This is a genomic window from Streptomyces sp. JH002 (assembly GCF_050916115.1).
Classification (GTDB): Bacteria; Actinomycetota; Actinomycetes; order Streptomycetales; family Streptomycetaceae; genus Streptomyces; species Streptomyces xiamenensis.
This window is the reverse complement of record NZ_CP087989.1, coordinates 5,791,645-5,818,592: the sequence shown is the minus strand read 5'-3', so window position 1 is coordinate 5,818,592 and position 26,948 is coordinate 5,791,645. Positions and strand designations below refer to the sequence as shown.

21 protein-coding genes and 3 pseudogenes are annotated in these 26,948 nt (G+C 73.0%); 10 read left to right on the top strand and 14 right to left on the bottom strand.

Going from position 1 to position 26,948, the window contains the following annotated elements; all coding sequences use genetic code 11:
* Position 1: 1 nt before the first annotated feature.
* The 3 genes from H7827_RS26720 to H7827_RS26710 are packed head-to-tail and all read right to left on the bottom strand — an operon-like array spanning position 2 to position 7,064.
* Positions 2–1,192 (bottom strand): ATP-binding protein, encoded by a 1,191-nt coding sequence (locus H7827_RS26720; RefSeq protein ID WP_432747637.1) that lies wholly within the window; start codon positions 1,190–1,192, stop codon positions 2–4.
* The gene (locus H7827_RS26715) at positions 1,189–6,216 is read right to left on the bottom strand and encodes a hypothetical protein (protein WP_432747636.1); all 5,028 of its coding nucleotides are present in this window, start codon (positions 6,214–6,216) and stop codon (positions 1,189–1,191) included. Before H7827_RS26715 ends, H7827_RS26720 begins: the two co-directional genes overlap by 4 nt.
* The gene (locus H7827_RS26710; protein ID WP_432747635.1) at positions 6,213–7,064 is read right to left on the bottom strand and encodes a DUF4132 domain-containing protein; all 852 of its coding nucleotides are present in this window, start codon (positions 7,062–7,064) and stop codon (positions 6,213–6,215) included. Before H7827_RS26710 ends, H7827_RS26715 begins: the two co-directional genes overlap by 4 nt.
* Positions 7,065–7,220: 156 nt before the next feature.
* Between H7827_RS26710 and H7827_RS26705 the strand changes: the two genes are divergently transcribed.
* Positions 7,221–8,222 carry a Gfo/Idh/MocA family protein gene (locus tag H7827_RS26705; protein WP_432747633.1) on the top strand — a complete coding sequence of 334 codons (1,002 nt, stop codon included), beginning with the start codon at positions 7,221–7,223 and terminating at the stop codon, positions 8,220–8,222.
* Positions 8,223–8,282: 60 nt separating this feature from the next.
* Here the strand turns inward: H7827_RS26705 and argH are convergent, their stop codons facing one another.
* Together argH and H7827_RS26695 are read right to left on the bottom strand one after the other, a co-directional pair.
* Positions 8,283–9,716, bottom strand: a complete 1,434-nt coding sequence (gene argH, locus H7827_RS26700) for an argininosuccinate lyase (protein ID WP_432747632.1) — start codon at positions 9,714–9,716, stop codon at positions 8,283–8,285.
* Positions 9,713–9,874 (bottom strand): annotated as a pseudogene (locus H7827_RS26695) (argininosuccinate synthase); the annotation flags it as partial. The pseudogene H7827_RS26695 and the gene argH, both read right to left, overlap by 4 nt.
* Positions 9,875–9,997: 123 nt before the next feature.
* Here H7827_RS26695 and H7827_RS26690 point away from each other — a divergent pair.
* From H7827_RS26690 to H7827_RS26680, 3 genes are all read left to right on the top strand, one after another.
* The gene (locus H7827_RS26690) at positions 9,998–10,606 is read left to right on the top strand and encodes a pyridoxamine 5'-phosphate oxidase family protein (RefSeq protein ID WP_432747631.1); all 609 of its coding nucleotides are present in this window, start codon (positions 9,998–10,000) and stop codon (positions 10,604–10,606) included.
* A gap of 355 nt (positions 10,607–10,961) precedes the next feature.
* A complete protein-coding gene (locus tag H7827_RS26685) occupies positions 10,962–12,005 on the top strand; it encodes a polyprenyl synthetase family protein (protein ID WP_376048410.1) in 1,044 nt (347 codons plus the stop codon).
* 378 nt (positions 12,006–12,383) lie between these two features.
* Positions 12,384–13,376 carry an aldo/keto reductase gene (locus tag H7827_RS26680; protein WP_386540520.1) on the top strand — a complete coding sequence of 331 codons (993 nt, stop codon included), beginning with the start codon at positions 12,384–12,386 and terminating at the stop codon, positions 13,374–13,376.
* 70 nt (positions 13,377–13,446) lie between these two features.
* On the opposite strand, the gene H7827_RS26675 is transcribed toward H7827_RS26680, so the two are convergent.
* From H7827_RS26675 to argC, 5 genes are read right to left on the bottom strand one after another with little or no spacing between them, the layout of a single operon-like run.
* Entirely contained in the window at positions 13,447–13,980 is a 534-nt protein-coding gene (locus tag H7827_RS26675) for an arginine repressor (protein WP_432747630.1), read from the bottom strand.
* Positions 13,981–14,009: 29 nt separating this feature from the next.
* Complete coding sequence (locus H7827_RS26670) at positions 14,010–15,215, bottom strand: acetylornithine transaminase (protein ID WP_386540487.1); 1,206 nt, start codon at positions 15,213–15,215, stop codon at positions 14,010–14,012.
* On the bottom strand, positions 15,212–16,138 hold the full coding sequence (gene argB / locus H7827_RS26665) for an acetylglutamate kinase (RefSeq protein ID WP_432747629.1): 927 nt from the start codon (positions 16,136–16,138) through the stop codon (positions 15,212–15,214). The genes H7827_RS26670 and argB overlap by 4 nt, the downstream gene beginning before the upstream one ends.
* Positions 16,135–17,292, bottom strand: coding sequence for a bifunctional glutamate N-acetyltransferase/amino-acid acetyltransferase ArgJ (gene argJ / locus H7827_RS26660; protein WP_432747628.1), 1,158 nt, complete (start codon positions 17,290–17,292; stop codon positions 16,135–16,137). The genes argB and argJ overlap by 4 nt, the downstream gene beginning before the upstream one ends.
* On the bottom strand, positions 17,289–18,317 hold the full coding sequence (gene argC / locus H7827_RS26655) for an N-acetyl-gamma-glutamyl-phosphate reductase (RefSeq protein ID WP_432747626.1): 1,029 nt from the start codon (positions 18,315–18,317) through the stop codon (positions 17,289–17,291). The genes argJ and argC overlap by 4 nt, the downstream gene beginning before the upstream one ends.
* A 364-nt stretch (positions 18,318–18,681) precedes the next feature.
* On the opposite strand from argC, the gene H7827_RS26650 reads away from it, so the two are divergent.
* Entirely contained in the window at positions 18,682–19,458 is a 777-nt protein-coding gene (locus H7827_RS26650; protein ID WP_432747625.1) for a MerR family transcriptional regulator, read from the top strand.
* A 74-nt stretch (positions 19,459–19,532) separates the two neighbouring features.
* Complete coding sequence (locus H7827_RS26645; protein ID WP_432747624.1) at positions 19,533–19,865, top strand: hypothetical protein; 333 nt, start codon at positions 19,533–19,535, stop codon at positions 19,863–19,865.
* 43 nt (positions 19,866–19,908) lie between these two features.
* Here the strand turns inward: H7827_RS26645 and H7827_RS26640 are convergent.
* Positions 19,909–20,319: pseudogene (locus H7827_RS26640) on the bottom strand (transposase); the annotation flags it as partial.
* On the opposite strand from H7827_RS26640, the pseudogene H7827_RS26635 reads away from it, so the two are divergent.
* Positions 20,318–20,488: pseudogene (locus H7827_RS26635) on the top strand (IS630 family transposase); the annotation flags it as partial. The pseudogenes H7827_RS26640 and H7827_RS26635 overlap by 2 nt on opposite strands.
* 85 nt (positions 20,489–20,573) lie before the next feature.
* Here H7827_RS26635 and H7827_RS26630 read toward each other — a convergent pair.
* Positions 20,574–21,518 carry an SDR family oxidoreductase gene (locus tag H7827_RS26630; protein ID WP_432747623.1) on the bottom strand — a complete coding sequence of 315 codons (945 nt, stop codon included), beginning with the start codon at positions 21,516–21,518 and terminating at the stop codon, positions 20,574–20,576.
* Positions 21,519–21,779: 261 nt separating this feature from the next.
* Between H7827_RS26630 and H7827_RS26625 the strand changes: the two genes are divergently transcribed.
* The gene (locus H7827_RS26625; RefSeq protein ID WP_432747622.1) at positions 21,780–22,622 is read left to right on the top strand and encodes a helix-turn-helix transcriptional regulator; all 843 of its coding nucleotides are present in this window, start codon (positions 21,780–21,782) and stop codon (positions 22,620–22,622) included.
* Positions 22,623–22,672: 50 nt separating this feature from the next.
* Positions 22,673–23,695: a hypothetical protein gene (locus H7827_RS26620; protein WP_432747621.1), complete on the top strand. Its 1,023-nt coding sequence runs from the start codon at positions 22,673–22,675 to the stop codon at positions 23,693–23,695.
* 170 nt (positions 23,696–23,865) lie between these two features.
* On the opposite strand, the gene H7827_RS26615 is transcribed toward H7827_RS26620, so the two are convergent.
* Together H7827_RS26615 and H7827_RS26610 are read right to left on the bottom strand one after the other, a co-directional pair.
* Positions 23,866–24,426: a histidine phosphatase family protein gene (locus tag H7827_RS26615; protein ID WP_386540501.1), complete on the bottom strand. Its 561-nt coding sequence runs from the start codon at positions 24,424–24,426 to the stop codon at positions 23,866–23,868.
* A 62-nt stretch (positions 24,427–24,488) separates the two neighbouring features.
* The gene (locus H7827_RS26610) at positions 24,489–25,928 is read right to left on the bottom strand and encodes a PLP-dependent aminotransferase family protein (protein ID WP_432747620.1); all 1,440 of its coding nucleotides are present in this window, start codon (positions 25,926–25,928) and stop codon (positions 24,489–24,491) included.
* Between H7827_RS26610 and H7827_RS26605 the strand changes: the two genes are divergently transcribed.
* Entirely contained in the window at positions 25,927–26,889 is a 963-nt protein-coding gene (locus H7827_RS26605) for a DMT family transporter (RefSeq protein ID WP_432747619.1), read from the top strand. The genes H7827_RS26610 and H7827_RS26605 overlap by 2 nt on opposite strands.
* The last annotated feature ends 59 nt before the right edge of the window (positions 26,890–26,948 follow it).

Genomic DNA, 26,948 nt, shown 5'->3' with positions numbered 1-26,948 from the left:
CTCAGTCCTCCAGTACGGCGCGCAGGTCCCACAGGGTGCGCCAGGTGGTGGCGCCCGCCTCGGCGCGCCGCCGCACCGCGCCGTCCCAGTAGCCGAGCAGCCGGGCGGCGTCGGCGGGGTCGTCCTTGCGGACGACGCCCAGCAGATGGCCGGGGAGCAGCCGCAGCGGGTCGCGGTCGGCGGGGAAGTAGGCGGCGGCCAGGCCCAGGGCGGTGGCCACGGACACGGCTTCGGCGGTGCTCATCACGGTGGACGGGCGTTCCACCTCCCAGCCCTCGGCCGTGCGGCCGCCGCGCAGTTCGCGGAAGGCGGTGACCAGGACTTCGAGGACCGCGTCGTCGACGCCGTAGCGGGCGCCGGTGCGTTCGACGGCCGCCCGGGACTGGCGGCGGACCAGTTCGGTCTCGGTGTCGAGGTCGGAGATGGGGCCGATGGTCTCGAAGTTGAAGCGCCGTTTGAGGGCGGCGGACATCTCCGAGACGCCCTTGTCGCGCAGGTTGGCGGTGGCGATGAGGGTGAAGCCGGGGGCGGCGTGGAGTTGGGCGTCCGGTCCGCCGGCGAGTTCGGGTACGGCGACGCGCCGTTCGGACAGCAGGGAGACCAGGGCGTCCTGCACCTCGGGCAGGCAGCGGGTGATCTCTTCGACGCGGGCCACCGCGCCGGTGGTCATGGCGCTGAGGACCGGTGAGGGCACCAGGGCGGAGCGGCTGGGGCCCTGGGCCAGCAGCAGGGCGTAGTTCCAGCCGTACTTGAGCTGGTCCTCGGTGGTGCCCGCCGTGCCCTGGACGGTCAGCGCGCTGGTGCCGCAGACGGCGGCGGCCAGCAGCTCGGAGAGCAGGGACTTGGCGGTACCCGGTTCGCCGACCAGCAGCAGCCCGCGTTCGCCCGCGAGGGTGATGACGCAGCGTTCGACGAGGGCGCGCTCCCCGACGAACTTCTGCTCGATGACCAGCCGGCGCGGCAGCCCTTCCGGGACATCGGCGGCGTCGGCCGGCAGGGTGAGCGACTGCCCGGCGCTGCCCATCACGAAGGTGACCGCGGCGTGCGGGGTGAGCCGCCAGCCGGGCGGGCGCGGGCCGGTGTCGTGCGCGGCCAGGAAGGCGAGTTCGGTGGCGTACCGGTCCTCCGGCGGGACGATCTGCCGCTGTTCGGCGGCGGGACCCGTGGGGGTGGCGGTGGTGGCGCTGGTCATCGGCGGCCCTTCCGGGTGGCACGGGTGGTGAGTTCCTCGAAGGCGGGCGCGTCGCCCCCGGTGGCACGGGCCCAGGCGCTGCGGAACAGCGCGGGCACCGGGCCCATCGGCAGCGGCAGGTCCCGGGCGGAGCCCGTGTACAGGCTCTGCTTCCAGATCTCCATGGGAAGTTGGGGAGCGTCGTGCGGCTGCCAGCCGCCGGGCAGGAACAGGGTGCGTCCGGCGCGCGCCCGCTTGGCCTCGACCACGAGTGCGGTGGCGGCCAGTTCGGTGCGAGCCCGCTTGTTCCGCGCGGGCTTCCAGCCACTCCAGCGGGTGAGGTGACGGTCGGTGGGGTCGGGCAGGGCCAGCAGCTGGAGGTAGAGCGCGGCGGCGTCCCGGCTCAGTGCGTGGGCGGCGGCCACCTCGGTGACCAGGTCGGGGACGCTGAACTCGGGGTCCTGGGCGTACCCGGGTGCCTGTCCCGCCCCGTGACCGGCGGCGACGGCCGCGGCCACCCCGTCGCCCAGGAGGGTCTGCACGGCCCACAGCGGGCTGTACGCGGCGGAGCCACTGAGCCCGGTCAGCAGGTCGAGGGCCGGGTCATCCGCTCCCTTGAGCGCGGCCGGGCGCACCAGCACGGTCTCGGTGGAGCCGTAGGAGGGGGCGAGGACGAAGACCTCGCCGACCGGGGTGAGCCCGTCGGCCCCCGCGCCGCCCTCCTTGGGCAGCCCGTACGCCTGGCGCAGCGCCGCGGACAGCTGCTTGCCGTCCGGCAGCCAGCTGTATCCGGCCGAGAGCAGCAGCTCCGGATCGGTGAGGCGCTGCCGCAGCGCGGTCAGGGCGATGGGCAGCGCGGTGCGCAGCGGGTCGCCGTAGGGCAGGGCGTAGGCGAGGTGCAGCAGCGTCCGGGCCGCGCGGACGAGATCGCCCAGGGCGGGGACGGCGGCGGGGTCCTCGGCCGTCAGCTCGGCGTACGTGCTGTGGTGCCGTTGGTGGGTGACCAGGCGCTGGGTGGTCGTCCTGCTGATCCAGGGGGTGTTCCGGGGGTTGAGCACGGCCAGGGCGGAGCGCGCCTCGTCGGCGCCGAGCCGGGTCATGGCGTCCTCGGAGGGCAGCAGCAGGGTGCCGAGGGCACCGTGCCAGCGCCGTGCGGCGGCCGCCGTGTCGGGGCCGGTCTTCCACAGCTCCGCGAGCTGCTCGGGGAGCAGCGCGCCGACCACCGCGGGGAGATCGCCGTGGGTGCCCAGAGCGGTCAGCAGTTCGCCGGCGATCTTGGCGGTGCCCGCCTTGAGGCCGATGGACGCGGCGGTGGCGGCGTCCGGCTCGGCCGGCAGGGCGGCCAGCAGCAGCGCGGCCCGGGTCGGGCCGATCCCGGTGTCGGCGGCGAACGCGGTGACGGCCTCCGGCTGCCACGGCGCGGGGCCGTGTTCGCGCACCAGCCGGACGAGTTCGGCGGCCCGCTCCGAGGTGAGCCCCGGGTTCAGCGGCCGTTCCTCGCTGTGGGCGAAGCCGGGGACGGCCTCGAAGGCGCCCCGGGGGTCGTGGTCCAGCGCGCTCCAGCAGGCGTGGTCCCGCTCGTGGCAGCCCGGCCGGCGGCCGAGGACGACGACGGTGCGCCCGCCGTGGCGCAGCACCTGTCCGCCGCGCTGCTGGTCACGCTCGTCCGCCCGCAGCACGACGGTGCGCACGGTGCCGGGACCACCGGTGAGCGGGCCCTCGGCGAAAGCGGACAACAGCAGCAGCAGCGCTTCGCGTTCGGCATCCCCGGTGGCCGCGGCGGTGGCGCGGTAGGCGAGGGCCGGCAGAGCGGGCAGCAGCTGGGGCCAGTTGCCCGCTCCGACGGGGACGATGCACGCGTCGGTGGTCCAGCCGCCGGTCAGGGACTCCTCACGGTGCCGCTTGGGCAGCGGCTTGCCGTCGGCGGGGCGGCCGGCGATGACCTGCTGGACGGCGCGGGCCTGCTGGAGCGTCAGCCAGGATCCCTGCGGGTGGTAGCCGCCGCCGAAGCCGGGGCCGAGTCCGGCGACGGCCCGCACGAGGACGTGCTCCTCCCCGTGCCGCGGACGGTAGTCCTCGAACATGGCCAGATCGCGGCGGGTCTCGGCGGGCTGCGGAGGCTGGATGAAGCGCTCCACCGACCGGCCCAGACGTACGGCGCAGGCCACGAGCCCGGCTATGCCGCGGCGCAGCGCGGGATCGGTGACCTGGGGCAGGGCCCGGGCGACCACGGAGCTGAGGGCCCCGGTCCGCTCCCGGCGCAGTTCTTCCTGCTGGGCGGGGGTGAGTGTGGTGGTGCCCGCGCGGGCGGCGCGTTCGGCCAGGTCGCGCTCCTCCAGCGTCGCGGAGAGGTCGGTGACCAGGCGTGCCGCGAGTTCGTCGGTCAGCTTCCGCAGTCCGTGCGAGCCGTGCTCGTCGCGGGCCCGCAGCGCGTGCCAGTGGGCGAGGGGCGGCAGCAGCGGGGTGCCTCCGGCGAAGTCGTCGTTCCGGCGGCCCTTCTGCGCCCTGCTGAGCGCCCCGGTGCTGCGGTCGGCGCCTTCGTCGTACAGGGTGACGGTGTCGCCGTGGGCGGCGATGACCGGCCGGGCGCCGCCGGGCAGCAGCAGTGATCCGACGGGCAGCTCCCCGGAGCCGCCGGTGACGCCGGTCAGGGAGGCGGTACGGCCGTCGGTGCCGCCGGCCTGCGCCCGGCCGGTGGCGGCGTCGTACCGGCTCCACCAGCCGAGCAGCGTGCCGTCGGTGCCCAGCGGGGTGTTCTCCAGGCCCGGCGCCATGGGCAGCAGGGTGGAGTGCTGCTGGTCCAGCTCGCCCGGCCCCTCGGCGGCGTCCGCCAGGAAGGCGGGCAGGGAGCTGCGCCCGGCCTCACCGCTGACCGGGTCGTACTCGGTCCACACCGCACGGCTGCGGAAGGACAGGCGCCAGTGGCCGGTGCCGTCGCTCATCACGAAGCGTTCGGCCGGCAGCCGGGTGTCACCGGCGCGCAGGGTGCCGGACCCGGTGGCGGTGCCGCCGCCGGGCAGCGGCAGTGAGGTGGGGGACGGGGCACTCCGCCAGCCGCCGCCCGGGGTGCCGGTGGGGGTGAAGATCTCGGCGGGGCGGGCGGACCAGTAGGCGCGGGGCCTGCCGTCGTGCCGCCACTGGACGAGCAGTTCGCCGTCGACGTAGCGGAATTGCGGCTTGTACCAGGTGTCGAGGCGGTCGGGGATGCGCAGTTCGTGGTCGAGCAGGATCTCGTCGGGGCCCACCACCAGGGCCCGCTCGGGGTTGGCCAGGATCAGCGCCGGCCAGGAGGACTCGTCCATCACGAACCAGCCGTTCTTGCCGGTGGAGCGGCCGGTGGCCTCCAGGCGGCTCATCGCCTCCTCCAGGGCGGGCCAGCCGAGTTCGTCGATGATGCCGGCGCGCAGGGTGTGGGCGAGCACGGGCGGCAGCGGGTGGGCCGCGACCCGGGCCACCGCCCGCGGATTCACCTCGGCGGCGACCGGGCGGAAGGGGAGCAGCTCGCTCAGCACCGACTCGGCGGCGGGCAGTCCCGGGGCGCGGGTGAAGTCCTCGGCGCGGGAGGCCAGCCAGTCGTGGAGCACCCCGCGCAGGACGGGATGGGCGGCGACGGTGGCCAGCCGCCGGTCCGCCCCGCGGCCGTGGCCGATGCCGCCGACCGCCTGGGACAGCAGCGGGGCGAAGCGCGCGTCGGCGGCGACGGCGGCCAGGTCGCGGCGGATGTCGTCCGGGAGTGCGAGCCACTGCTCCAGGTCGCGGCCCCAACCGGAGCCGGCGTCGGGGCCCGCGACCGGGATGCCGCATTCCAGGGCGGTGTCCAGCAGTTCCAGGTCGGTCCGCCCGTAGCGGCCGGCCCCGGCGATCGTCACCGGCCGGCCCGCCGAGCGCAGCCGCCCCGCCATCCGCGGGACCAGCTCGTAGGTGGCGGCCGACCGCCCGGTGCGCTGCCAGCCGGCGTGCAGGTGCGTGGCCCAGCGCGAGAGCCAGTCGGCGGCGTCCACGCCGGGCCCGGCGCCGTCCTCGTCGACCGTGGTCAGCAGGTCCTGGGCGCCGGCTTCGGCGAGCAGGCTCAGCCACAGGGTGTCGGCGGCCTCGTCGTTCGCCGTGGCGGGGATGAACTCCAGCAGCCGGCGCCGGATCGCCGGCTCGTCCTGGGCGAGCGAGGCGATCGCCTCCCGGTAGGCCTGCCAGAAGGACAGGGGGGCGCGGACCACGGCCGGGGAGGCCAGCAGCTCGGTGAGCAGGGCCCGTTCCTCCTGCCGCGCGTCGAGTCCGGCGGCGCGGACGAGAGAGCGGGCGTCCTGCGGGAGCGAGGCGTACGGGGGCAGTCCCGCGGCGCAGCGCTCGACCGTGAGCTGCCGGAACTGGGCCCAGGCGGCTTCGGGGGACAGCCGGGCGGTGAGGTCCTTCAGATGTTCCTTGAGTGCCTTGACGGTGAGCGCGCCGGCGAAGGCGAACTCCAGGAAGACGGCGCGCTGCCGGGCTTCGTCGACCTCCAGGGAGTGCACCCGTTCGGCGGCGCGGGCCTTGCCGAAGAAGGCGGCGGCGTACTGGGTGTTGTCCTGGGCGAGGAAGACCCGGGCGGCCTGCTCGTAGAAAGTGGGCAGGAAGTGCGGCGCGGAGCGGTCCAGCCGGGTGCCGAGTTCGTCGAAGCCCTCCTTGGCGGCGCCCGCGCGGGTGGCCGCCATGGCGGCGAGCCGTTCGATGTCCTGGACCAGGGCCAGTGCGTGGTGGCCGTTGGCGGGGTCATTGACCAGGGCCCAGGCGGGGAAGCCCAGCGTCTCCCGGCGCACCTGGCCGATGGTGCGGGGCTCCCCCTCGCGGGTGAGGCCGAGGAAGTCGAGCGCCAGGTCCTCCGCCTCACCGAGGGTGCCGGGGACGAGCCGGACGACGGTACGGCCGGGCAGCAGCGGGTGCCGGTAGGTGCGGGCGGTCAGGGTGTCGGTGTCGTCGCCGTTCAGGCTGCCGGGGGGCAGGACGGCGCCCGCCTCCAGCAGGGCCGCGGGCCGTGGCCCGTTCGTGGTGGTCGTGCCGGTGCCGCTCATGCCCGCTCCTCGCTGCTCTTGATGTCCCGGCCGGCGTAGAGATCCGCGGCCATGCGCATGCCTTCCGACCAGGCGACCGGCCCGACCTCGCCCAGGGTCAGCGCGGACCCCTCGGCGGTGGTCCAGCTCAGCGGGCCGGTCTCCGCCTCGTCGTAACCGGCGTCGCCCAGCCACACCCGGGCCTCGACGGTCCGCCCGTCCTCGAAGACGGGGCAGACCGCCTGGCCGCCGCGCACCCGGTAGCCGTGCGACACGGCGCGGCCGGCCAGGAAGCGGAAGCGCTGGTAGACGCCGCCGGCGTAGGTGTCCACGGAGTGTGCCGTCGGGTCCTCGACGGTCCGCCGGAACACTTCGCGGTGCAGCTGTCCCACGCCCTGCCGCAGGTCGAGTTCGGTGGCGAAGTCCCGCAGTTCGCCGAGGTCCTCCAGGAGGACCGGGTGCGGGACACGGATCTGTTCGGGGGTGATGCGGACGCTGTCGCCGTCCAGGTCGACCAGGCCCAGGCCGCGTACGGGGTCGGCGTCCCTGAGGTAACCGGCCACCACGCCGCCGCTGTCGGTGATGACGAGGTCGCGCAGCGCCGCCCGCCAGGCCGTGTCCGGCCACAGCTCCACGAGGGCGGCGGTGGGCACGGGCAGGGAGCGGATCATCCAGCGCTCGACCGTGGCCACGCACTCGCGCTGGTGGCGTTCCAGCCACTCCGTGAGCTGCCGCAGCCCGATCACCGCCGGATCGTCCGCGATCTTCGCGGGGACGGTCTTCAGCTGCCGTCCCTTCGCGTTGCGGCAGATGACCTTGCCGCCGTCGTCGAGCGCCACCTCATAGGCGCCCGCGCTGATCCACCCCATCACCATCTCCCCTGTGGTTGCCCGAGGGCAGCGTCCGGCCGCCCGGATCGGGCCCGGATCTCCCGGCACGGCCGCGCCGTGCCTACGATGATCGAACTGTAGGGGGAGCCACTGACATCGCCGGCCGGGCCGGCGGGCAGCACGGAGGAGGGCCAGATGAACGAGGTCACGCAGGGTCCGAAGCCCCCCATCCGGTGGGGGATTGTGGCGACCGGTTCGATCGCCGCCGCGGTCACGGCGGACATCATGGCGATGCCGGACGCCGAGGTGGTGGCGGTCGGTTCGCGCAGCGAGGAGTCGGCGCGAAGATTCGCGGAGCGTTTCTCCCTGCCGCGCGCGTACGGCAGTTGGCGGGAACTGGCGGAGGATCCGCAGGTGGATGTCGTGTACGTGGCGACTCCGCACAGCGCGCACCACGCGGCGGTGCGTACCGCCCTGCTGGCCGGGAAGCCGGTGCTGTGCGAGAAGCCGTTCACGCTGAACGCGGCCGAGGCGGGCGAGTTGGTGGCGCTGGCCAGGGAACGCGGGGTTTTCCTGATGGAAGCCATGTGGATGTACTGCAACCCGGCGATCCGCCGGATCACCGAGCTGGTGCGGGACGGCGCGATCGGTGAGATCCGTTCCGTGAACGCCGAGTTCGGGCTGGCCGGGCCGATACCGCCGGAGCACCGGCTGCGCGACCCGGCGCTCGGCGGCGGGGCGCTGCTGGATCTGGGGGTGTATCCGGTGTCCTTCGCCCAGCTGTTGCTGGGTGAGCCGGAGCATGTCACGGCGTGGGCGCACCTGAGCGGCGGAGTGGACGAGAACACCGGGCTGCTGCTCGGCTATGAGAGCGGGGCGGTGGCGGCGCTGACCTGTTCGCTGGTCGCGGGCACCGCGAACCGGGCGTCGGTCACCGGCTCGGCCGGTCGCATCGACCTGCCCGGCGGGTTCTTCTTCCCCGACCGGTTCACGCTGCACCGCGAGGGTGCGGAGCCGCAGGAGTTCACGGACCTGGGCCCGCACCAGACGTACGCGCACCAGGCGGCCGAGGTGATGCGGGCGCTGCGGGCGGGCGAGAGCGAGTCCCCGCTGGTGCCGCTGGAGGGCACCCTGGCGGTGATGCGGACCCTGGACGCGGCGCGCGAGCGCATCGGGCTGCGCTTCCCCGGCGAGTGACCGGGCACGGCGGGCCGGGGCGGGGATGCACCCCGTCCCGGCCGGCCGGCTCCCGGAACATCAGTCGACGGCGGGACCGCTCCACTCCCGCTGCACCGTCAGATCCGCCTTGGCCTCGGCCAGTTGTACGGCGACGGCGGACGGCGCCGTGCCGCCCCGCGCGTCGCGCGCGGCGAGCGCGCCCGGCACGTTCAGAACGGTGCGCACCTGCGGTGTCAGCCGCGGTGAGATCTTCGCGAACTGTTCGTCGGTCAGCTCGTCGAGCTCGATGCCGGCCGCCTCGCAGACCTTGACGCACTCGCCCGCGCTCTCGTGGGCCTCCCGGAACGGCACCCCCTGCTTGACCAGCCACTCGGCGATGTCGGTGGCTAGGGAGAACCCGGCCGGGGCCAGCTCCTCCATCCGCTCGCGGTGGACGGTGAGGGTGGCCAGCATGCCGGTGAAGGCCGGCAGCAGGATCTCCAGCTGGTCGCAGGAGTCGAAGACCGGCTCCTTGTCCTCCTGGAGGTCCCGGTTGTACGCGAGCGGCAGCGCCTTGAGCGTCGCCAACAGCCCGGTGAGATTGCCGATCAGCCGGCCGGACTTGCCGCGCGCCAGCTCGGCGATGTCCGGGTTCTTCTTCTGCGGCATGATCGAGGAGCCGGTGGAGAACGCGTCGTGGAGCGTGACGAAGGAGAACTCCTTCGTGTTCCAGATGATGATCTCCTCGGCGATCCGCGACAGGTCGACGCCGATCATCGCGGTGATGAACGCGAACTCGGCGACGAAGTCCCGGGAGGCGGTGCCGTCGATCGAGTTGGCGACGGAGCCGCCCTCGAAGCCGAGGTCGGCGGCCACCGCCTGCGGGTCGAGCCCCAGCGAGGAACCCGCCAGCGCGCCCGAGCCGTACGGCGAGACCGCGGTGCGCTCGTCCCACTGGCGCAGCCGCTGCGCGTCCCGCGACAGGGCCTGGAAGTGGGCGAGCACGTGGTGTGCGAAGAGCACCGGCTGGGCGTGCTGGAGGTGGGTCCGCCCGGGCATGGCGACCCCGGGGTGGGCCTCGGCGAGGCCCACCAGAGCCTCCTGGAGGTCGGCGATCAGCGCGCCGATGATCCGGGCGTGGTCGCGCAGGTACATCCGGAAGAGGGTGGCGACCTGGTCGTTGCGGGACCGGCCGGCCCGCAGCTTGCCCCCGAGGTCGGGGCCGAGCCGCTCCAGCAGGCCGCGCTCCAGGGCGGTGTGCACGTCCTCGTCGGCGATGGTCCCGGTGAAGGAGCCGTCGGCGACGTCGGCGGCCAGCCGGTCGAGCCCGGCCAGCATGCGCTCCAGCTCGTCGTCGGTGAGCAGCCCGGCACGGTGCAGGACGCGGGCGTGGGCGCGGGATCCGGCGATGTCGTAGGGCGCGAGCCGCCAGTCGAAGTGCACGGAGGCGCTGAGCTTCTCCAGCGCGGCGGCGGGGCCGTCGGCGAACCGGCCGCCCCAGAGCTTGACGTCGTTCGGTGCGGTGTGGGTCACGGTGTCAGGTCCCGTCGTGCGGCGATCATTCCGGACGTGCCGAAGATCTCGGTGAATCCCTGGGACATCGACGGGTGGGGCATGTCGCCGGTGTCGCAGGTGGCCAGGTCGAAGTCGTCCAGCGATGGGGTGGACCTGCGGCCGGTGACCACGACGCGCTCGGTCACGGGTCCCTCCCCAGGATGCATACATACGCTGTTCCGAATAAGTATGCATCCTGGCGCATGGCCCGTCAAAAAACTCCCCTCGGGCTTCCCGGGGCGGTGGAGCAGACTGAGCCCATGGGAAAGACATACGACCGGATAGCCGGACGGCTGCGGACCTTCATCGAGGAACAGCCGATCTTTTTCACCGCCAGCGCCCCGCTCTCCGGCGCCGGAACCGTCAACCTCTCGCCCAAGGGTCTGCGCGGCTCCCTCGCCGTCATCGACGAGCGCACCCTCGCCTATCTCGACTTCGCCGGCAGCAACGCGGAGACGGTGGCCCACCTCCGCGAGAACGGCCGCATCACCCTGATGTGGTGTGCCTTCCAGGGGCCGCCCACCATCGTCCGCGTGCACGGCCGGGGGGAGCCGGTCTTCCGGGACGACCCGCGCTGGCCGGAGCTGATGACCCATTTCACCACCATCGACCCGGACGCGCACGGCCACCGGGCGATCATCGTGGTGACCGCCGAACGCATCCGCGACTCCTGCGGCTACGCGGTGCCGTTCATGAGCTACGACAGCGAGCGGCCGCTGCACGCCTCCCGCTTCGCCCGGGAGACGGACGAAAGCCTGGACGCCTACTTCCACAAGAAGGACCACATCGCCCGGAGCATCGACGGGCTCCCGGGCCTGCCCCTCCCCCTGCCGCCCACGCCGCCCCGGGGCGACCGCGCGACGGACTGAATCCGGGCCCCGCCGGGCGGGGACTGCGAGGCCCGCGCGGCGGCAATCCCCACGGGGGAAGCAGGCGCAGCGTGTTCGAAATGAGGGGCGCGCGACAGAATCCGGAGATCAGGGTACCGACGGCAGGCGGAACGGCCGGACCGCGAGCACGGAGCACCCAGGTCAGCGGCGCGGCGATGGTCCAAGCCGGCGCACTGGAGCGCGCCCGGCGTGAAGGTGATCCGGAACGCGCCGTTCCGCCCTGTCCGAAAAGCGGTCAAGCTGACAACGCCACGCGTTATCGCCGTACGGCTGCCCGCCGACCGGCGGCGCCGTCCCCGGTCATCCGTCAGCCGAGGAATTGGAGACTCCGTCCATGACCCCCGTCCCCGATCTGGCGTCAGGGCAGCACACCGCCAAGGACACCCTCATCCGTACCCGCGAACTCCTGGACCCGGCGCTGCGGTCCTGGACACAGCGGCTGCCCGCACCCGTGGCCCGGGTCGCGTCCTATCACTTCGGCTGGGTGGACAGCGCCGGCCGGCCGGAGAACGCCCCCCAGGGCAAGGCACTGCGCCCGGCCCTGGTGCTGACCTGCGCCGAAGCGGTCGGCGGCACCGCCGACTCCGCCCTGCTGCCCGCCGTCGCGGTGGAGCTGGTGCACAACTTCTCGCTGCTCCACGACGACATCCTCGACGGAGACACCACGCGCAGACACCGGGCCACCGCCTGGACGGTGTTCGGGTCCTCCGCCGCACTGCTGGCGGGCGACGCCCTGCTGATCCACGCCGGCCGGGTGCTGTGCGACGGGCCACCGCAGCCGCACACCGTGACCGGCATCCGCTGGCTGAGCGAGGCCACCACCCGGCTGATCGAGGGCGAGCAGACCGACATCGGGTTCGAGGAACGCTCGCACGTGACCCTCGCCGAGTGCCTGGACATGACCGAGCAGAAGACCGCTGCGCTGCTGGCCGTCTCCTGTGCGCTGGGCGCGCTGTGGGGCGGTGGCAGCCTCGAACAGGCCGACCTGCTGCACCGGTTCGGCACTCATCTGGGGATGGCCTTCCAGCTGACGGACGATCTGCTGGGCATCTGGGGCGACCCGGCCGTCACCGGCAAGCCGGCCGGCGCCGACCTGATCAGCCGCAAGAAGTCGCTGCCGGTGGTCGCCGCACTCGATTCCGGCACCCCGGCGGGACAGCGGCTGGCCGCCCTGTACACCGATCCGGAGGCCGAGCCGAGCGAGGTCGCCGAGCTGAGCCGTCTGGTGGAGGAGGCGGGGGGCCGGGCCTGGGCGGAGCGCACCGCACGCGAGGAGCTGGCCAGGGCCCTGGCGGCGCTGCGCTCGGCGCGTCCGGCGCCGGAGGCGGCCGAGCGGCTCACCGCGCTGGCCGAACTCGCCACCCAACGCGACCGCTGACGGCGGCCCCCGGTGCACGCGGCCGGACCGTCCCCGGAACGGTCCGGCCGCGACTGCGGGTCTACCCTCCGTTCATCTGTGAGCCCGCCCGGTCGGAGGCCGGGGAGCGCGGCCTCGCGGTGATCGGGCATCAGCCGCCCGGTCCGAAGCCGGTGCCATCGTCGGTCGGTCACAGGCGGCGGCTGGTGTCGGCGGGTCGTGACGCCGGCGTACGAAGGGTCCGGCTTGGACGCTGTGGCCGCCGATGTGCTGGAGTGTGCCGAGGGGTACTCGATGCAGGAGGGGTTCCGCTGTTCAGGGGACCGCTGCGGCTCGGTACGGGATCGTCCCGGGCGACATCGATGGCCCGACCAGGTGACCGAAGCGGTGGAGTGGGAGTTGACGCAGGTGGAGCAGCGAGTCCTCGGCAGAAGCGAGCAGCGGGTATCGGCTGTCGGGCTGGGCACCTGGCAACTGGGGGCCGACTGGGGACAGGTGGAGGAGAAGGCCGCTCTCTCGGTGCTGGAAGCAGCGGTGGAGGCCGGGGTGACGTTCTTCGACACGGCGGATGTGTACGGGGACGGGCGCAGCGAGCGGGTGATCGGACGGTTCCTGCGCGAACGCCCCGACGCCGGGGTGGTGGTCGCCACGAAGATGGGACGCCGGGTCGCGCTGGACCCTGATCTCTACACCCTGGGCAACTTCCGGGCCTGGACCGACCGCTCCCGCCGGAATCTGGGAGTGGAACGGCTGGATCTGATCCAGCTGCACTGCCCGCCCACCCCCGTCTACTCCTCGGACGCGGTCTTCGACGCGCTGGACACCCTGGTCGAGGAGGGGCGGATCTCGGCGTACGGGGTGAGTGTCGAGACCTGCGCGGATGCGCTCACGGCCATCGCCCGGCCGGGTACGGCGAGTGTGCAGATCATCTTCAACCCGCTGCGGCTCAAGCCGCTCGAGGACGTGCTGCCCGCCGCCACCGCGGCGGGTGTGGGTGTCATCGCGCGCGTGCCGCTGGCCAGCGGTCTGCTGTCCGGGAAGTACACCCGGGACACGGTCTTCTCCGACGACGACCACCGCACGTTCAACCGCCACGGTGAGGCGTTCGACCAGGGCGAGACGTTCTCGGGGATCGAGTACGCCAAGGGTGTCGAGGCCGCGGCGGAGTTCTCGGCCCTGGCCGCCGAAGGAGCGACACCGGCCCAGACGGCACTGCGATGGATCATCCAGCAGCCGGGCGTGACCTCCGTCATCCCGGGTGCGCGCAGCCCCCAGCAGGCGCGCCTGAACGCACAGGCCGCCTCACTCGACCCCCTGCCGGACGAGACGCTCAAAGCCGTCGGCGCGCTCTACGACCGCTGGGCCCGAGCGGATATCCACCACCGCTGGTAGGGACTCCCGAGCCCGCCGAAGAGGGACGGCCGCCGGGTTCGCGGGCCGGGCGGGATCCGTCGGACGAGCCTCAGTCCTGCTGCTTCTGCGCCACCCGCAGCAGATGCTCCGCCAGGGACTGGCCGCCGGTCGGATCGCGGCTGATGAGCAGCAGCGTGTCGTCTCCCGCGATGGTGCCCAGGATGTCGTGCACCTCCGCCTGGTCGATGGCGGAGGCCAGGAACTGCGCCGCGCCCGGCGGGGTACGGAGCACCACGAGGTTGGCCGACGCCTCGGCGGAGATCAGCAGTTCTCCCGCCAGCCGGGCCATGCGCTCTTCCTTGGCCGACTCCCCCAGCGGGGCCCGTGGCGTGCGGAATCCGCCTTCGCTGGGCACGGCGTAGATCAGCTCACCTCCGGTGTTGCGGATCTTCACCGCGCCCAGCTCGTCCAGGTCCCGGCTGAGCGTCGCCTGGGTGACGCTCAGGCCGTCGTCGGCGAGGAGCTTCGCCAGCTGGCTCTGTGAGCGCACCGGCTGCCGGTTGAGGATGTCGACAATCCGGCGGTGCCGGGCCGTACGGGTCTGCGGTACGGACGGGCCGTTGCCCAGCCGGTCATCGGTCATGCTCCCTCTCCGGTTCGGTCGGTCACTGTTCAGCGGCGGGCGGGTGCCGCCTTCGCCCGGGCGTCCGCCACATCCAGCACCCCGGGCAGGGCGCCGACGAACGCCGACACCTCCGCCTCATCGATGATCAGCGGTGGCGCCAGCCGCACCACGTCGGCCGCCACGGCGTTCACCAGAATGCCCGCCGCCTGGGCTGCCTGCTGCACCTGCGCCGCGAGCGGCTCGGTGAGCACGATACCCAGCAGCAGCCCCGCTCCCCTGACCCGGTCGACCAGCGGGTGGCCCAACTGCCAGATGCCTTCCCGCAGTCGCTCACCCATGCGCCGGACGTGCGCGAGCAGTCCCTCGGTCTCGATGGTGTCGAGCACGGCGAGAGCGGCGGCGCAGGAGACCGGGTTGCCGCCGAAGGTGGAGCCGTGCTGTCCGGGGGCGAACAGTTCGGCGGCCGGGCCGAAGGCGAGCGTGGCGCCGATGGGCAGCCCGCCGCCCAGACCCTTGGCGAGGGTGACGATGTCGGCCTCCACCCCCTGGGCCAGCCCTTCGAACCACTGGCCGGTGCGGCCGATTCCGGTCTGCACCTCGTCCAGCACCAGCAGGGTGCCGGTGGCACGCGTGATCTCCCTGGCGGCCGCCAGATAGCCGGCCGGCGGCACGATCACCCCGTTCTCGCCCTGCACGGGCTCGAGGATGACCAGCGCGGTGTCCCGGGTGACGGCGGCGCGCAGCGCCTCCGCGTCCCCGTAGGGCACATGGGTGACATCGCCCGGCACGGGCTGGAAACCGCGCTGCTTCGCCGGCTGACCGGTCAGCGCCAGGGCACCCATCGTCCGGCCGTGGAAGCCACCGGTGGTGGCCACCATGTGGGTGCGGCCGGTGAGCCGGCCGAGTTTGAAGGCGGCTTCGACGGCCTCGGCGCCGGAGTTGGAGAAGTAGACGCGGCCGGGACGCCCCGCCAGGGCCAGCAGCCGCTCGGCGAGCGCGACGGGCGGCTCGGCGATGAAGAGATTGGAGACATGGCCCAACAGCGCGATCTGGTCGGAGACCGCGCGCACCACGGCCGGGTGCCCGGTGCCCAGGGAGTTCACGGCGATGCCGCCGACGAAGTCCAGGTACTCCTTGCCGTCGGCGTCGAACAGCCGGGCGCCCTCACCGTGGGTGAGCGGGATACGCGGGGTGCCGTAGTTGTCCATCAGGGCGCCCTGCCACCGGCCGATCAGGTCCTGGTTGCTGCTCATGTCGGCTCTCCTTGGTCCGGCACGACCATGGTGCCGATGCCCTCGTCGGTGAAGATCTCCAGCAGGATGGAGTGCTGGACGCGCCCGTCGATGACGCGGGCGGTACGCACCCCGCTGCGTACGGCGTGCAGGCACCCTTCCATCTTGGGCACCATGCCGCTGGCCAGGTCGGGCAGCAGCCGTTCCAGTTCGCTGACGGTCAGCCGGCTGATGACCTCGTCGCTGGCGGGCCAGTCCGCGTACAGGCCCTCGACGTCGGTGAGGACCATGAGTGTCTCGGCGCCCAGGGCGGCGGCCAGGGCCGCGGCCGCCGTGTCCGCGTTGACGTTGTAGATGTGGTCGTCGTCGGCGCTGCGGGCGATGGAGGAGACGACGGGGATCCGGCCGTCCGCCAGCAGCGCCTCGATCGCGCCGGTGTCCACGGCGGCGATCTCGCCGACCCGGCCTATGTCCACCCGCTCGCCGTCGACATGGGCGTAGCGCTTGGTGGCGGTCATGGTGTGGGCGTCCTCACCGGTGAGCCCGACGGCGAGCGGCCCGTGCCGGTTGAGCAGCCCGACGAGTTCGCGCTGCACCTGCCCGGCGAGCACCATCCGGACCACGTCCATGGCCTCGGGGGTGGTGACCCTCAAACCGGCCCTGAACTCGGACTCCAGGCCGAGGCGGTCGAGCTGGGCGGTGATCTGGGGGCCGCCGCCGTGCACCACGACGGGTCGCAGTCCGGCATGCCGCAGGAAGACGACATCCTGGGCGAAGGCGGCCTTCAGCTCCTCGTCGATCATGGCGTTGCCGCCGAACTTGATGACGACGATCTTGCCGTGGTGGCGGGTGAGCCAGGGCAGCGCCTCGATGAGTGTGCGGGCCTTGGGCTGGGCGGTGTGCTTGCGTGCGGTACCGATGGGGGTCTCCGGCTGCTGGGTCACGACGAGTACGCGCTGTTCTCGTGGACGTAGTCGGCGGTGAGGTCGTTGGTCCAGATGACGGCGGAGGCGTCCCCGGCGGCCAGGTCGGCGGTGATGCGCACCTCACGGAAGCGCATGTCCACCAGGTCGCGGTCCTCGCCGACGGAGCCGTCCTTGCAGACCCACACGTCGTTGATGGCGACGTTGAGCCGGTCGGGCTCGAAGACGGCGGAGGTGGTCCCGATCGCGGACAGCACCCGCCCCCAGTTGGGGTCCTCGCCGTGGATGGCGCATTTGAGCAGGTTGTTGCGGGCGATGGAGCGGCCGACCTCGACGGCGTCGTCCTCGCTCGCGGCGCCGACGACCTCGATCCTGATGTCCTTGGAGGCGCCTTCGGCGTCCCCGATGAGCTGCCGGGCCAGATCGGCGCAGACCTCGCGGACGGCTTCGGCGAACGCCCCGGACTCCGGGGTGACGCCGGAGGCACCGGAGGCCAGCAGCAGCACGGTGTCGTTGGTGGACATGCAGCCGTCCGAGTCCACCCGGTCGAAGGTGGTGCGGGTCGCCGCGCGCAGCGCCCGGTCCAGGTCCCGCGCCTCCACGTCGGCGTCGGTGGTGAGCACCACGAGCATGGTGGCCAGCCCGGGCGCGAGCATGCCCGCGCCCTTGGCCATGCCGCCCACGGTGAAGCCCTCACCCTCGGCGACGGCGGTCTTGTGCACGCTGTCGGTGGTCTTGATGGCGATGGCGGCCTTCTCCCCGCCGTGCCGGGACAGCGCCGTGACGGCGGTGTCGATCCCGGGCAGCAGGGCGTCCATGGGCAGCCGGGTGCCGATCAGCCCGGTGGAGGCGACGGCGATCTCCCCGGCACTGTGCCCCTCGCCCAGGGCCTCGGCGGTCTTCTCTGCGGTGGCGTGGGTGTCCTGGAAGCCCAGGGGCCCGGTGCAGGCGTTGGCGCCGCCGGAGTTGAGGATGACGGCCGAGACCCGGCCGCCCTTGAGGACCTGCTCGGACCACAGCACAGGGGCGGCCTTGACGCGGTTGGAGGTGAAGACACCGGCCGCCGCACGGCGCGGCCCCTGGTTGACGACGAGCGCCAGATCCGGGTTGCCGTTCTCCTTGATCCCGGCGGCGATGCCCGCCGCCTGGAATCCCTGCGCTGCCGTCACACTCATGGCGCGACTCCGATCGTCGAAAGTCCCAGCTCCTCGGGCAGGCCGAGGGCGATGTTCATGCTCTGCACCGCGCCGCCGGCGGTGCCCTTGGTGAGGTTGTCGATGGCGCTGATGGCGATGACGCGGCCGGCGTCCTCGTCGAGGGCGACCTGGAGCAGGGCGCTGTTGGCCCCATACACGGCGGAGGTGGCGGGCCACTGGCCCTCCGGGAGCAGCCGCAGGAAGGGCTCACCGGCCACGGCCTTCTCGTAGGCCTCGCGCAGCGCGGTGGCGGTCACCCCGGGCTTGGCCTTCGCGGAGCAGGTGGCGAGGATGCCGCGCGACATGGGGGCCAGGGTGGGGGTGAAGGAGACGGATATCCGGGTGCCGGCCACGGCCGACAGGTTCTGGATCATCTCGGGAGTGTGCCGGTGCACGCCGCCCACGCCGTAGGGGCTCATGGAGCCCATGACCTCGCTGCCCAGCAGATGCGGCTTGGCCGCCTTGCCCGCCCCCGAGGTGCCCGTGGCGGCCACGATCACGGCCTCCGGCTCGGCGATCTGGGCCGCGTACGCCGGGAAGAGCGCCAGGGACACGGCCGTGGGGTAGCACCCGGGCACCGCGATCCGCCGCGCGCCGCGCAGCGCCTGCCGGGCGCCGGGCAGCTCGGGCAGCCCGTACGGCCAGGTCCCGGCGTGCGGGCTGCCGTAGTACCGCTCCCAGTCGGCGGCGTCGGCGAGCCGGAAGTCGGCCCCGCAGTCGACGATGAGGGTGCTCTCCCCCAGTTCCTCGGCGACCGCGGCGGACTGGCCGTGCGGCAGCGCGAGAAAGACGACGTCGTGCCCGGCCAGCACCTCGGCGGAGGTCGGCTCCAGCACCCGGTCCGCCAGCGGGTACAGCTGGGGCTGGAGCGCCCCCAGCCGCTGACCGGCGTTGGAGTGGCCGGTCAGGGCCCCTATCTCGATCTCCGGATGCCCCAGCAGCAGCCGCAGGATCTCCCCGCCGGCATACCCACTCGCCCCTGCCACCGCAGCACGCATCGCCACCATCGCCTCCTCATCAGCTATGGCATGACTATACGTAGACCAGCAGTTTTATGCAATCACACGGATGGGGGATCCCCGCCTCCTGTGACGACGATCGATAGCCGGCCCCTCCGATCGTTTGCCGGCCTCACCTCACTCCGAGGCTGCCACCTTTCAGTCACATGGCGAGGCTCATCCCCCTCACCACTGAGCAACTGTTTTTCTGGCGACATCTACCCCCATGATGGTGCGACTGTCTCCTCGGAGCAGCGCAGGCTGGAGCAGATGATCACGGCCCACGCGATCACCAAGCCCGTACGTTCCCGACTCGCGCTGCGCGAGGGGTGGGCACGTTCATGGACGACTGCTGGGTCCATCGACGGCGATGAAGTCACGTGGCTCGTGCGGTCCTGTCGGCGGTCACCGGTACGTTCGGGCGGCCACGGTATCGGTGTCGGTGCCCCGCATCCCGGTCGCGTGCCAGGTGTCTCGCACCGTCACCGAGTCGCGGGAAGCCAGGCAGAAGGGCCATTCCGGGCCGGGTGCGGGGGAATCCCGGTCCGGTCCGGGGTCTCCGGATCGCTTCACCGTGGTGAACCGGGGGCTGTCGTTGGTGTTGCCGCCCATGACCCCGACGGAACTGGCCCACAGGAGGCTAGAGTTCCCTATGCGTTCCCATGCCTCGACCGCCCCATCCACTGATGACGCCGCGGCGTCTCCAAAGGCCCTCCCGCCGTGCGAGGGCAGGCCGGCGCAGAGTCTCGAATCGACCTCCGCGTCTGGCCCCGGGCGGTGCCACGGTTCGGCCCCGGTGTCGCTGTCGATCAGTGAACTCGCTCACCGGTGCCAAGTGAGCACGCGGTCACTGCGGTACTACGAGGAGCAAGGTCTCCTGTTCCCGTCGCGCAACGCCGTGGGGCACCGCAGGTACCAGGCGAAAGACGCCGACTGTGTCGGGTTCATCCAGTGTCTGTACGGCGCGGGCCTGCCGAGCGACCTGATCCGTACGGTGGTCCAGGAGTGGAAACTCCCCGACTCCGCGCCCCGGATCGAGGCTCTACTGCGTACGCGGCACGCCGAACTCTCACGAGAAGCGGAAGAACTCCGTTCCAAGCTGACGGGCCTGGAAGCCGTACTGAACGCGGTGACCGGCAGCAGCTGACTTGCCCTTCACGCCAGTGTGAACATCTACCTTCCTGGTGAAGGCCCCGACAGGGCCCCGGGAAAGGCAGGCAGATGAGCAACTACATGCTGGCGCAGCTCCAGCTGAAGTACGGTTTCGCGAATCTGGCGCGCTATGAAGCCGCCATGGTGACCATCCGTGAATTCTTCGAATCGCAGGGCATCTCGCTGGTTGCGGGCACGGTGACGCGGGTCGGACCGCTGTACGAAGCGTTCAACCTGTGGGAGATCGAGGAACAGGGCCACCTGGAGCGCGCACTCGGAGCCTTGACGCTCAGCGATCCCCGCGCCCTGGAGGCCATGGGCGAGCTGGATGCCACGGTGGAACACGAACAGACGCGATTTCTTGGCTCACTCGCGTTCGCGGGGAGCCCGAACACTGCGTGAGCCTTCGGGCTGGTCAGCTCTCAGCAGTGCTCGCAAGCAGGGATTACTGGGTCAGCTGTGGTCCGGTGCCGGTGAGGCAGCCGTCGGTCAGGTGTGGGCGGTGTCGGATGTGCCGCAGGCCGCGGCGGAGGGTGCGTTCGAGGTGGCCGTCGTCGGTGAAGGCGATGCTGGCCAGTGGGCCGCGCCGCAGCAGTGACCACACGCCTTCCACCGGGTTCAGATCCGGTGCGCAGGAAGGCAGTTGCACGATGGTGAGCCAGTCGTGGCCGGCCGCGTACTGGCGCATTCCGGCGGCCCGGTGGGTGTTGAGATTGTCCCGGATGAGGACAATGGGGGCCTTGAGCTGGATGTGGGCGCGGACGATGAGGTCGCGGTAGCCGGTCCGGGCGAAGCTGTTGCGTCCCGTGCCACGGTGCTTGTGGTGGCGTCGGGGCCGGTAGCAGCACAGGGCGGCGTTGGTTCTGTGCGTGGACGAGACATCACAGATCCAGGCTCTGGAGCGGTCCCAGCCGGTGTTGCCGATGGTTCCCGGGGTTCCTGAGCGCCGCAGTCACGGCTACGTCCGGGCCGGCACCACGACGCTGTTCGCCGCTCTGGATGTGGCGACCGGAAAGGTCATCGGCTCCCCTTGCAACCTACCGACCCGGAACTCTCTCGGAGGTCGCCGGGCCACCTATCGGTCTTCGTCACACGAAGGGGCGCGCCGCCTCAGCCGGGCGGGAACACCGCCCCCGTCAGTTCCTCGGAGACGCGCCAGATCCGCTGGGCGTCCTCCGTGCCGCGCAGCCGGGAGTAGAGCTTCTGTTCCGCCGGGCCGCCGCCCAGGTGTCCGAGACCGCTCGGGCCGTAGAACGGAGCCCCCTCGCCGTCGGCCACCGTCGCGGCCCGGAGGGCCGGGAGCCCGGCGCTCTCGACGGTCCCGACGAGCAGGCCGCGGGCCGCCATGGCGCCGATGAGCCTGCGGCCCCCGGTCTCCCGGTCCCGTCCGACCTCGGGGCGGGCGTCGAGGAGGCTGGTCGGAGAGACCCCCGGATGGCAGAGATTGCTCGTGATGCCCCAGCCGTGGGCGCGCCCGCGCCGGCCGAGTTCGAGCCCGAAGAGGCCGAACGCGATCTTCGACTGGCTGTAGGCGCTCATGCCCTCGTACGAGCGTTCCCAGTTGAGGTCCTTCCAGTTGATGGCGCCCCGGTTGGCCGCGACGCTGATCTGGGAGGTCACCCGGGCCCGTCCGGCGCGCAGCAACGGCAGCAGGTGTGCCACCAGGGCGAAGTGGCCGAGGTGGTTGGTGCCGAACTGCAGCTCGAAGCCGTCGGCCGTCGTCTGTCGGTCGGGCGGTGTCATGACCCCGGCGTTGTTGATGAGGAGGTGGAGGGGGTGCCCCTCCTCCCGCAGAGTCCTGCCGAGGGCCGCGACGGAGTCGAGTGAGGACAGGTCGAGGGTGCGCAGGGACACCTTCGCGTGGGGGACCCGCTGCCCGATGGCGGTGACGGCCGCCTCCCCTTTGCGCGGGTTCCGGACGGGCAGCAGTACCTCGGCCCCGGCCGCCGCGAGCCTCGTGGCGATGCCGAGACCGATGCCGTCACTGGCGCCGGTCACCACGGCGCGCTTCCCGGCGAGATCGGGGAGAGGGAGGTCGATGGGTTTGCGTGACATGGGTGCGCTCCTCGTGGATGTGGTTCTCGCTCCCACGATGGGCAAAGACCGCGCCGTCATCCAGGACCGCTCGATCCACTGATTCGCGGGGCGGGGCGGGGCCGGCCGGCGGGACCGGCGTCCCGAGGGGTTCGCGGGCGGCTCCCGCAGCCGCCCGGCGCGCCGCGCACGCGTCCCGGCGTCCGGAAGGGGGGATCGGCGGGCCGTGGCTGTCCGGGCCCGCGGGCGGTAGGAATGACCCCGTACCGAGAAGGGAAGCCCATGGTGATCGACCGGACCGGACTGGCGGAGTTCCTGCGGCGCCGCCGGGCGGCGCTGCAACCCGAGGACGTCGGCCTGCCGCGCGGACGGCGCCGCCGCACCGAAGGACTGCGGCGGGAGGAGACGGCGGCGCTCTGCCACATGTCGACCGACTACTACGCGCGCCTGGAGCGGGCCCGCGGGCCCCAGCCGTCCGAGCAGATGATCGCCTCCATCGCCCAGGGACTCCACCTCTCGCTCGACGAGCGCGACCACCTGTTCCGGCTGGCCGGGCACAACCCGCCCGCCAGGGGCGCCATCAGTGAACACATCAGCCCCGGCCTGCTGCGTATCCTCGACCGGCTGGACGACACGCCCGCCGAGATCGTCACCGAACTCGGCGAGACCCTGCGGCAGTCGCCGCTCGGCGTGGCGCTCACCGGCGACACCACCCGCTTCAGCGGCCCGGCCCGCAGCATCGGCTACCGCTGGTTCACCGATCCCGCGACACGGGCGCTCTACGACCCCCGGGAGCACCCGTTCCTCACCCGGATGTTCGCCTCGGGCCTGCGCGAGCTGGCCACCCTGCGCGGCCCCGGCTCCCGCGCGGCGCACTTCGCCGACCTGCTGCTCGCCCGCAGCGAGGAGTTCCGGACGGTGTGGAACGCGCACGAGGTCGGCATCCGTCCCCACGAGGTCAAGAACTTCGTCCACCCCGAACTCGGCGCCCTCGAACTGACCTGTCAGAGGCTGGTCGACCCGGACCAGGGCCACTCACTGCTCGTGTACACCGCGATCCCCGGTAGCGAGAGCCACGAGAAACTGCGACTGCTGTCCGTCCTCGGAACGCCGGCCCGGCCCTGAATTTCGCCGTATGGCCCACGGCGGTGCCGATTCCGTTCCACCATCGGTGGATGAGCCCCGAGGACCGCACTCCCACGGCACACGGCCCGAGCGACGACGCGAACGTGCGCCGCCGCAGGGGCGGCCGGCTGGCCCTGAGCGGCCGGCTGCAGACCTTCGCCGGTTCCACCCTGATGCTGGCCGGTGTCGGCATCGGCAGCGCCGCCGGCAACGTGTCGCAGGGCGACCCGGCCCGGCCCGGCCTGTGGATCGCGCTGCTGTCGGCCGTCGTGTGCGGGGCGCTCGGTGTCCCGCTGTTCCACCGGGGGCGCCGGGCGCGGGTGCACGGCGACCGGCTCGGCTCGGCGACGATCGACTCCTTCGAGACGCTCGCCCGGCAGCGCTACGTCCTCTACCTGCGGCCGTTCGACCTGGACGCGCAGACGGCCGAGCTGCCGACGGAACCTCCCAGCCGGTGGTGGGCCTCGGACTTCCATCTCTCGCGGAAGACCCACGAGGAGCAGATGATGCGCTGGTTCGCCGGTCTGGGGCCGAGCATCGCGGTCGGCCGGCCGGGTGAGCCGCTGCCGTTGACCGGCGCGCGGCGCGGTTACCTCGGTGACGGCGAGTGGAAGGAGGTCGTCGGCGCACTGATCGCGCGGGCCCACGTGGTGCTGCTCGCCGTCGGCCCGAAGCCGGGCACCGTCTGGGAGTTCACCGAGGCGCTGCGCACGACGGAACCCGGGCGGCTGGTGCTTCTGGTGTGCCATCGCCCCGAACCGTACGAGCGGTTCCGCCACATGGTGGCCGGGGAGTACGAGCGGCGTGCCCGTACGGAGCCGGGACCGTGGCCCGCACCGCCCCGCCTGCCGGATTACCCCGCGTTGCGCCATCCCGGGCGCCGCTCGTGGGACTACGGGCTCAAGGGCGTGATCACCTTCGACCCGGACTGGAAGGCGACCTTCACCCGGTTCGACCCGACACAGCCGCTGGTCCCGATCACGCTGATCATCAACGGCATCCAGCGGCGCGGCATGAGACCGGTACGGGCCCGGCTGGCGGAACTCCCCGCGCGCTCCCGGGCAACCGGGTGACCGTGATGCCCGCCCACCCGGGGGCGAGAGCCAACGCCGGGTCCCGCCGGGGACGTTCACCCCGCCGCCGGGGGGCGTCACCACGTCACGGATCGGCGACGGGCCCCGGACCTCCGCCCGCGCCCGAACGCGCCGCGGTGGACCGGCCGTTCGTCCGTCCCGCGACCCGGTCAGCCGAGCCGCAGATTCCACTGCCCGCGGGCGCCGTGCAGGCTGACCACCGACAGGGGGTAGATCTCGGTGCGCCAGTAGGCGTGCGGCGGGGCCTTCAGCGCGTACAGCATCGCCGCCCGGATCACCGAGGCCTCGGTCACCGCCACGATCCGGCCGTCGTCCCCCAGCGGGCGGGTATCCAGCCAGCCGCCTACCCGGGAGATGAACGACAGCAGGGCCTCCCCGCCGTGCGGTGCCGCACGCGGGTCGGTCAGCCACGCGTCGACCGCCGCCGGTTCACGGGCGGTCACTTCGGGGAGGGTCAGCCCGCTCCACCGGCCCATGTCGCAGTCCCGCAGCGCCGGCTGGGCGAGCGGAGCGTATCCGAGGACCTCGCCGGTCTGCCGGCTGCCCGCGGTCGGCGAGCAGTACCGCAGTTCGGCGGCGGCCAGCGGCGCCAGGGCCGGCACGGCCCGTTCCAGCGCCTGCCACCCGGCGGCGTCCAGCGGGCGGTCGTCGCCGAAGCGGGTTTCCAGGAGCGGTGAGGTGCGGGCAGCGGCGATCAGCGTGACCAGCATGGCGCGATGGTACGAGCCACCTGTGTACCGCACCACTACGGCGACGTAAATCTCCTGAGGTGTTACGCGGGCCAGGCGGTGCGCAGTCTCCGGACGCCCTCGCCGATCTCTCCCACCCCCGCCGCCGGCGCGAAACTCAGCCGCAGATACGGGGACGGCGGCTCGGCCGCGAAGTACGGGCCGCCCGGGGCCAGCGCCACCCCCGCGCGCAGCGCGGCCTCCGCCACCGCCGTTGGGTCGAAGCCCTCCGGCAGCCGCAGCCACAGGTGGTAGCCGCCGTGCGGGATGTGCGGCAGCGGGACGCCCGGCAACTCGGCCGCGAGCGCGGTGGCCATCGCCGCCCGCCGCAGCCGCAACTCCGCGGCGACCGTGCGCAGATGGCGGGCCCAGGCCGGGGAGCTGATGAGTTCCAGCGCGGTCTCCTGGAGCGGGCGCGGTACGAAGAAGCTGTCGACCACCTGGATCGCCCGCAGGCGTTCGAAGGCCGGGCCCCGGGCGGCCAGGGCGCCGACCCGCAGGCTGGGCGAGGTGATCTTGGTGAGGGAACGGACATGCACCACCACCCCGTCCGGGTCGTCGGCGGCCAGGGCGGGCGGCAGGGCTCCGGCGTCGTCATGGGCCAGCCAGCGGGCGAAGTCGTCCTCGATGACGAAGGCCCCGGCCGCCCGGGCCGCCGCCAGCACCCGGGCCCGGCGCTCGGGGTGGAGCACGGCGCCGGTGGGGTTCTGGAACAGCGGCTGGCACACCAGTACCCGGGCCCCGCTGGCCGCGAAGGCGCGCTCCAGCAGTTCGGGCCGCACCCCGTCATGGTCCACCGGCACGGGGACGGGGCGCAGCCCGGAGGCGCGGGCGGCGGCGAGCAGACCGGGGTAGGTGGGGGATTCCAGCAGGACGGCGGAGCCCTGCGGAGCGAGCGCCCGCAGCGCGGTGGTGAGTGCGCTCTGTCCACCCGCGGTGATCAGTACGCCGGAGGGGGAGAGCCCGCCGCCGGGGCCGCCGATCTCCCGCGCGAACCAGACCCGCAGTTCCTCGATCCCCTCCATCGGCGGCCGGTCCCAGGCCCCGGGCCGCCGCCCGGCGCGGGCGAGCGCCGCCGACAGCGCGCGCTCGGGGCGCAGTCCTGGCGGCAGATAGCCACCGTTGAACTCGATGACGCCGGGCGGCGGCACCGCCAGGGTGGCCAAGACACCGCTCGCGTCGGCGCCGCGCGGCCCGCCGCCCTCCGCCAGCGCGTCCGCGCTGAGCGCGACCTCCTGCCAGGAGGTGTCCCCCGGGGCGGGAACGGCGGCCCGGGGGACGGCCCGGAAGGCTCCGGCCCCGGGGCGGGTGACGACCAGGCCCTCGGCGGCGAGCGCGGCCAGCGCCCTGGAGACGGTGACCGGGCTGACCCGGTGCCGCTCGACCAGGGCCCGACTGGACGGCAGCTTCTCACCGGGCGAGTAGCGGTTCAGCTCTTCACGCAGAACGCGAGCCAGTTCGCTCTCACTGCTACTGTGTTGCATGAGAGTCAACAGTAGCGCTATCGCAGCGGCGCCGATAGCGGTCGCCGCCCCGGCCCCCGCACCGATACCGGCCACCGACCGGGGCGGTATCGCGCTCGCCGCCGCCGGCGTCCTCGCGTTCTCCTTCACCCTGCCGGGCACCGCCTGGGCCATGGACGGCCTCGGCCCGTGGACCACCACCTCGCTGCGCATCGTGCTCGCCGCCCTGATCGCCGCCGTCGCCCTGCGTCTCACCCGCACCCCGCGCCCCGAGCGCCGCCACTGGGCGGGGCTGGCCGTGGTCGCCTGCGGCACCGTCATCGGTTTTCCGCTGCTCACCGCGCTCGCCCTGCAGACCTCCTCCACCTCCCACTCCGCCGTGGTGATCGGTCTCCTCCCGCTGACCACCGCCGTCTACGGGACCCTGCGCACCGGCAGCCGCCCCTCCCCCGCCTTCTGGGCGGCCGCCCTGGCCGGTGCCGCCGCCGTGGTCACCTTCACCCTCGGCACCGGGGGCGGCTCCCTCACCCGCGGCGACCTCTATCTCGCGGCGGCGCTGCTGATCACCGCCGCCGCGTACGGCGAGGGCGGCCGGCTGGCCCGCGAACTGCCCGGCTGGCAGGTGATCTCCTGGGCCCTGCTGCTCTCGCTGCCGTTCGCCGTGCCCGCCGCCGCACTGGCCCTGGCCGCCGAGCCGTTCGAACCGACCGCCCGCTCCCTCGCCGGACTGGTGTGGGTGGCGCTGGTCTCCCAGTTCTTCGGCCTGGTCCTGTGGTACCGGGGTCTGGCGCGCGCCGGGGTCGCCCGCGCCAGTCAGCTTCAGCTGGCCCAGCCGCTGCTCACGCTCGCGTGGGCGGTGCTGCTCCTGGACGAGCACATGACCTGGGCCGCCCCCGTCACCGCGCTGGCCGTCCTGGCGTGCATCGCGGTCACCCAGCTGGCCCCGTCCCGCCCCGAACACGCCAGGACAGATCCCCGGTAATAGACTGAAAAGAGGCGAAAGCATCACACCGGAGAAGCACACCCGAGACGCGATCAGCG

Excerpts from the sequence above, each read along its gene's own strand:
- H7827_RS26720 (WP_432747637.1), bottom strand. The coding sequence starts at position 1,192 with ATGACCAGCGCCACCACCGCCACCCCCACGGGTCCCGCCGCCGAACAG.
- H7827_RS26715 (WP_432747636.1), bottom strand. The coding sequence starts at position 6,216 with ATGAGCGGCACCGGCACGACCACCACGAACGGGCCACGGCCCGCGGCC.
- H7827_RS26710 (WP_432747635.1), bottom strand. The coding sequence starts at position 7,064 with ATGGGGTGGATCAGCGCGGGCGCCTATGAGGTGGCGCTCGACGACGGC.
- H7827_RS26705 (WP_432747633.1), top strand. The coding sequence starts at position 7,221 with ATGAACGAGGTCACGCAGGGTCCGAAGCCCCCCATCCGGTGGGGGATT.
- H7827_RS26690 (WP_432747631.1), top strand. The coding sequence starts at position 9,998 with ATGGGAAAGACATACGACCGGATAGCCGGACGGCTGCGGACCTTCATC.
- H7827_RS26685 (WP_376048410.1), top strand. The coding sequence starts at position 10,962 with ATGACCCCCGTCCCCGATCTGGCGTCAGGGCAGCACACCGCCAAGGAC.
- H7827_RS26675 (WP_432747630.1), bottom strand. The coding sequence starts at position 13,980 with ATGACCGATGACCGGCTGGGCAACGGCCCGTCCGTACCGCAGACCCGT.
- H7827_RS26670 (WP_386540487.1), bottom strand. The coding sequence starts at position 15,215 with ATGAGCAGCAACCAGGACCTGATCGGCCGGTGGCAGGGCGCCCTGATG.
- argJ (WP_432747628.1), bottom strand. The coding sequence starts at position 17,292 with ATGAGTGTGACGGCAGCGCAGGGATTCCAGGCGGCGGGCATCGCCGCC.
- H7827_RS26650 (WP_432747625.1), top strand. The coding sequence starts at position 18,682 with ATGAAGTCACGTGGCTCGTGCGGTCCTGTCGGCGGTCACCGGTACGTT.
- H7827_RS26645 (WP_432747624.1), top strand. The coding sequence starts at position 19,533 with ATGAGCAACTACATGCTGGCGCAGCTCCAGCTGAAGTACGGTTTCGCG.
- H7827_RS26630 (WP_432747623.1), bottom strand. The coding sequence starts at position 21,518 with ATGTCACGCAAACCCATCGACCTCCCTCTCCCCGATCTCGCCGGGAAG.
- H7827_RS26625 (WP_432747622.1), top strand. The coding sequence starts at position 21,780 with ATGGTGATCGACCGGACCGGACTGGCGGAGTTCCTGCGGCGCCGCCGG.
- H7827_RS26620 (WP_432747621.1), top strand. The coding sequence starts at position 22,673 with ATGAGCCCCGAGGACCGCACTCCCACGGCACACGGCCCGAGCGACGAC.
- H7827_RS26615 (WP_386540501.1), bottom strand. The coding sequence starts at position 24,426 with ATGCTGGTCACGCTGATCGCCGCTGCCCGCACCTCACCGCTCCTGGAA.
- H7827_RS26605 (WP_432747619.1), top strand. The coding sequence starts at position 25,927 with ATGAGAGTCAACAGTAGCGCTATCGCAGCGGCGCCGATAGCGGTCGCC.
- H7827_RS26610 (WP_432747620.1), bottom strand. The coding sequence starts at position 25,928 with ATGCAACACAGTAGCAGTGAGAGCGAACTGGCTCGCGTTCTGCGTGAA.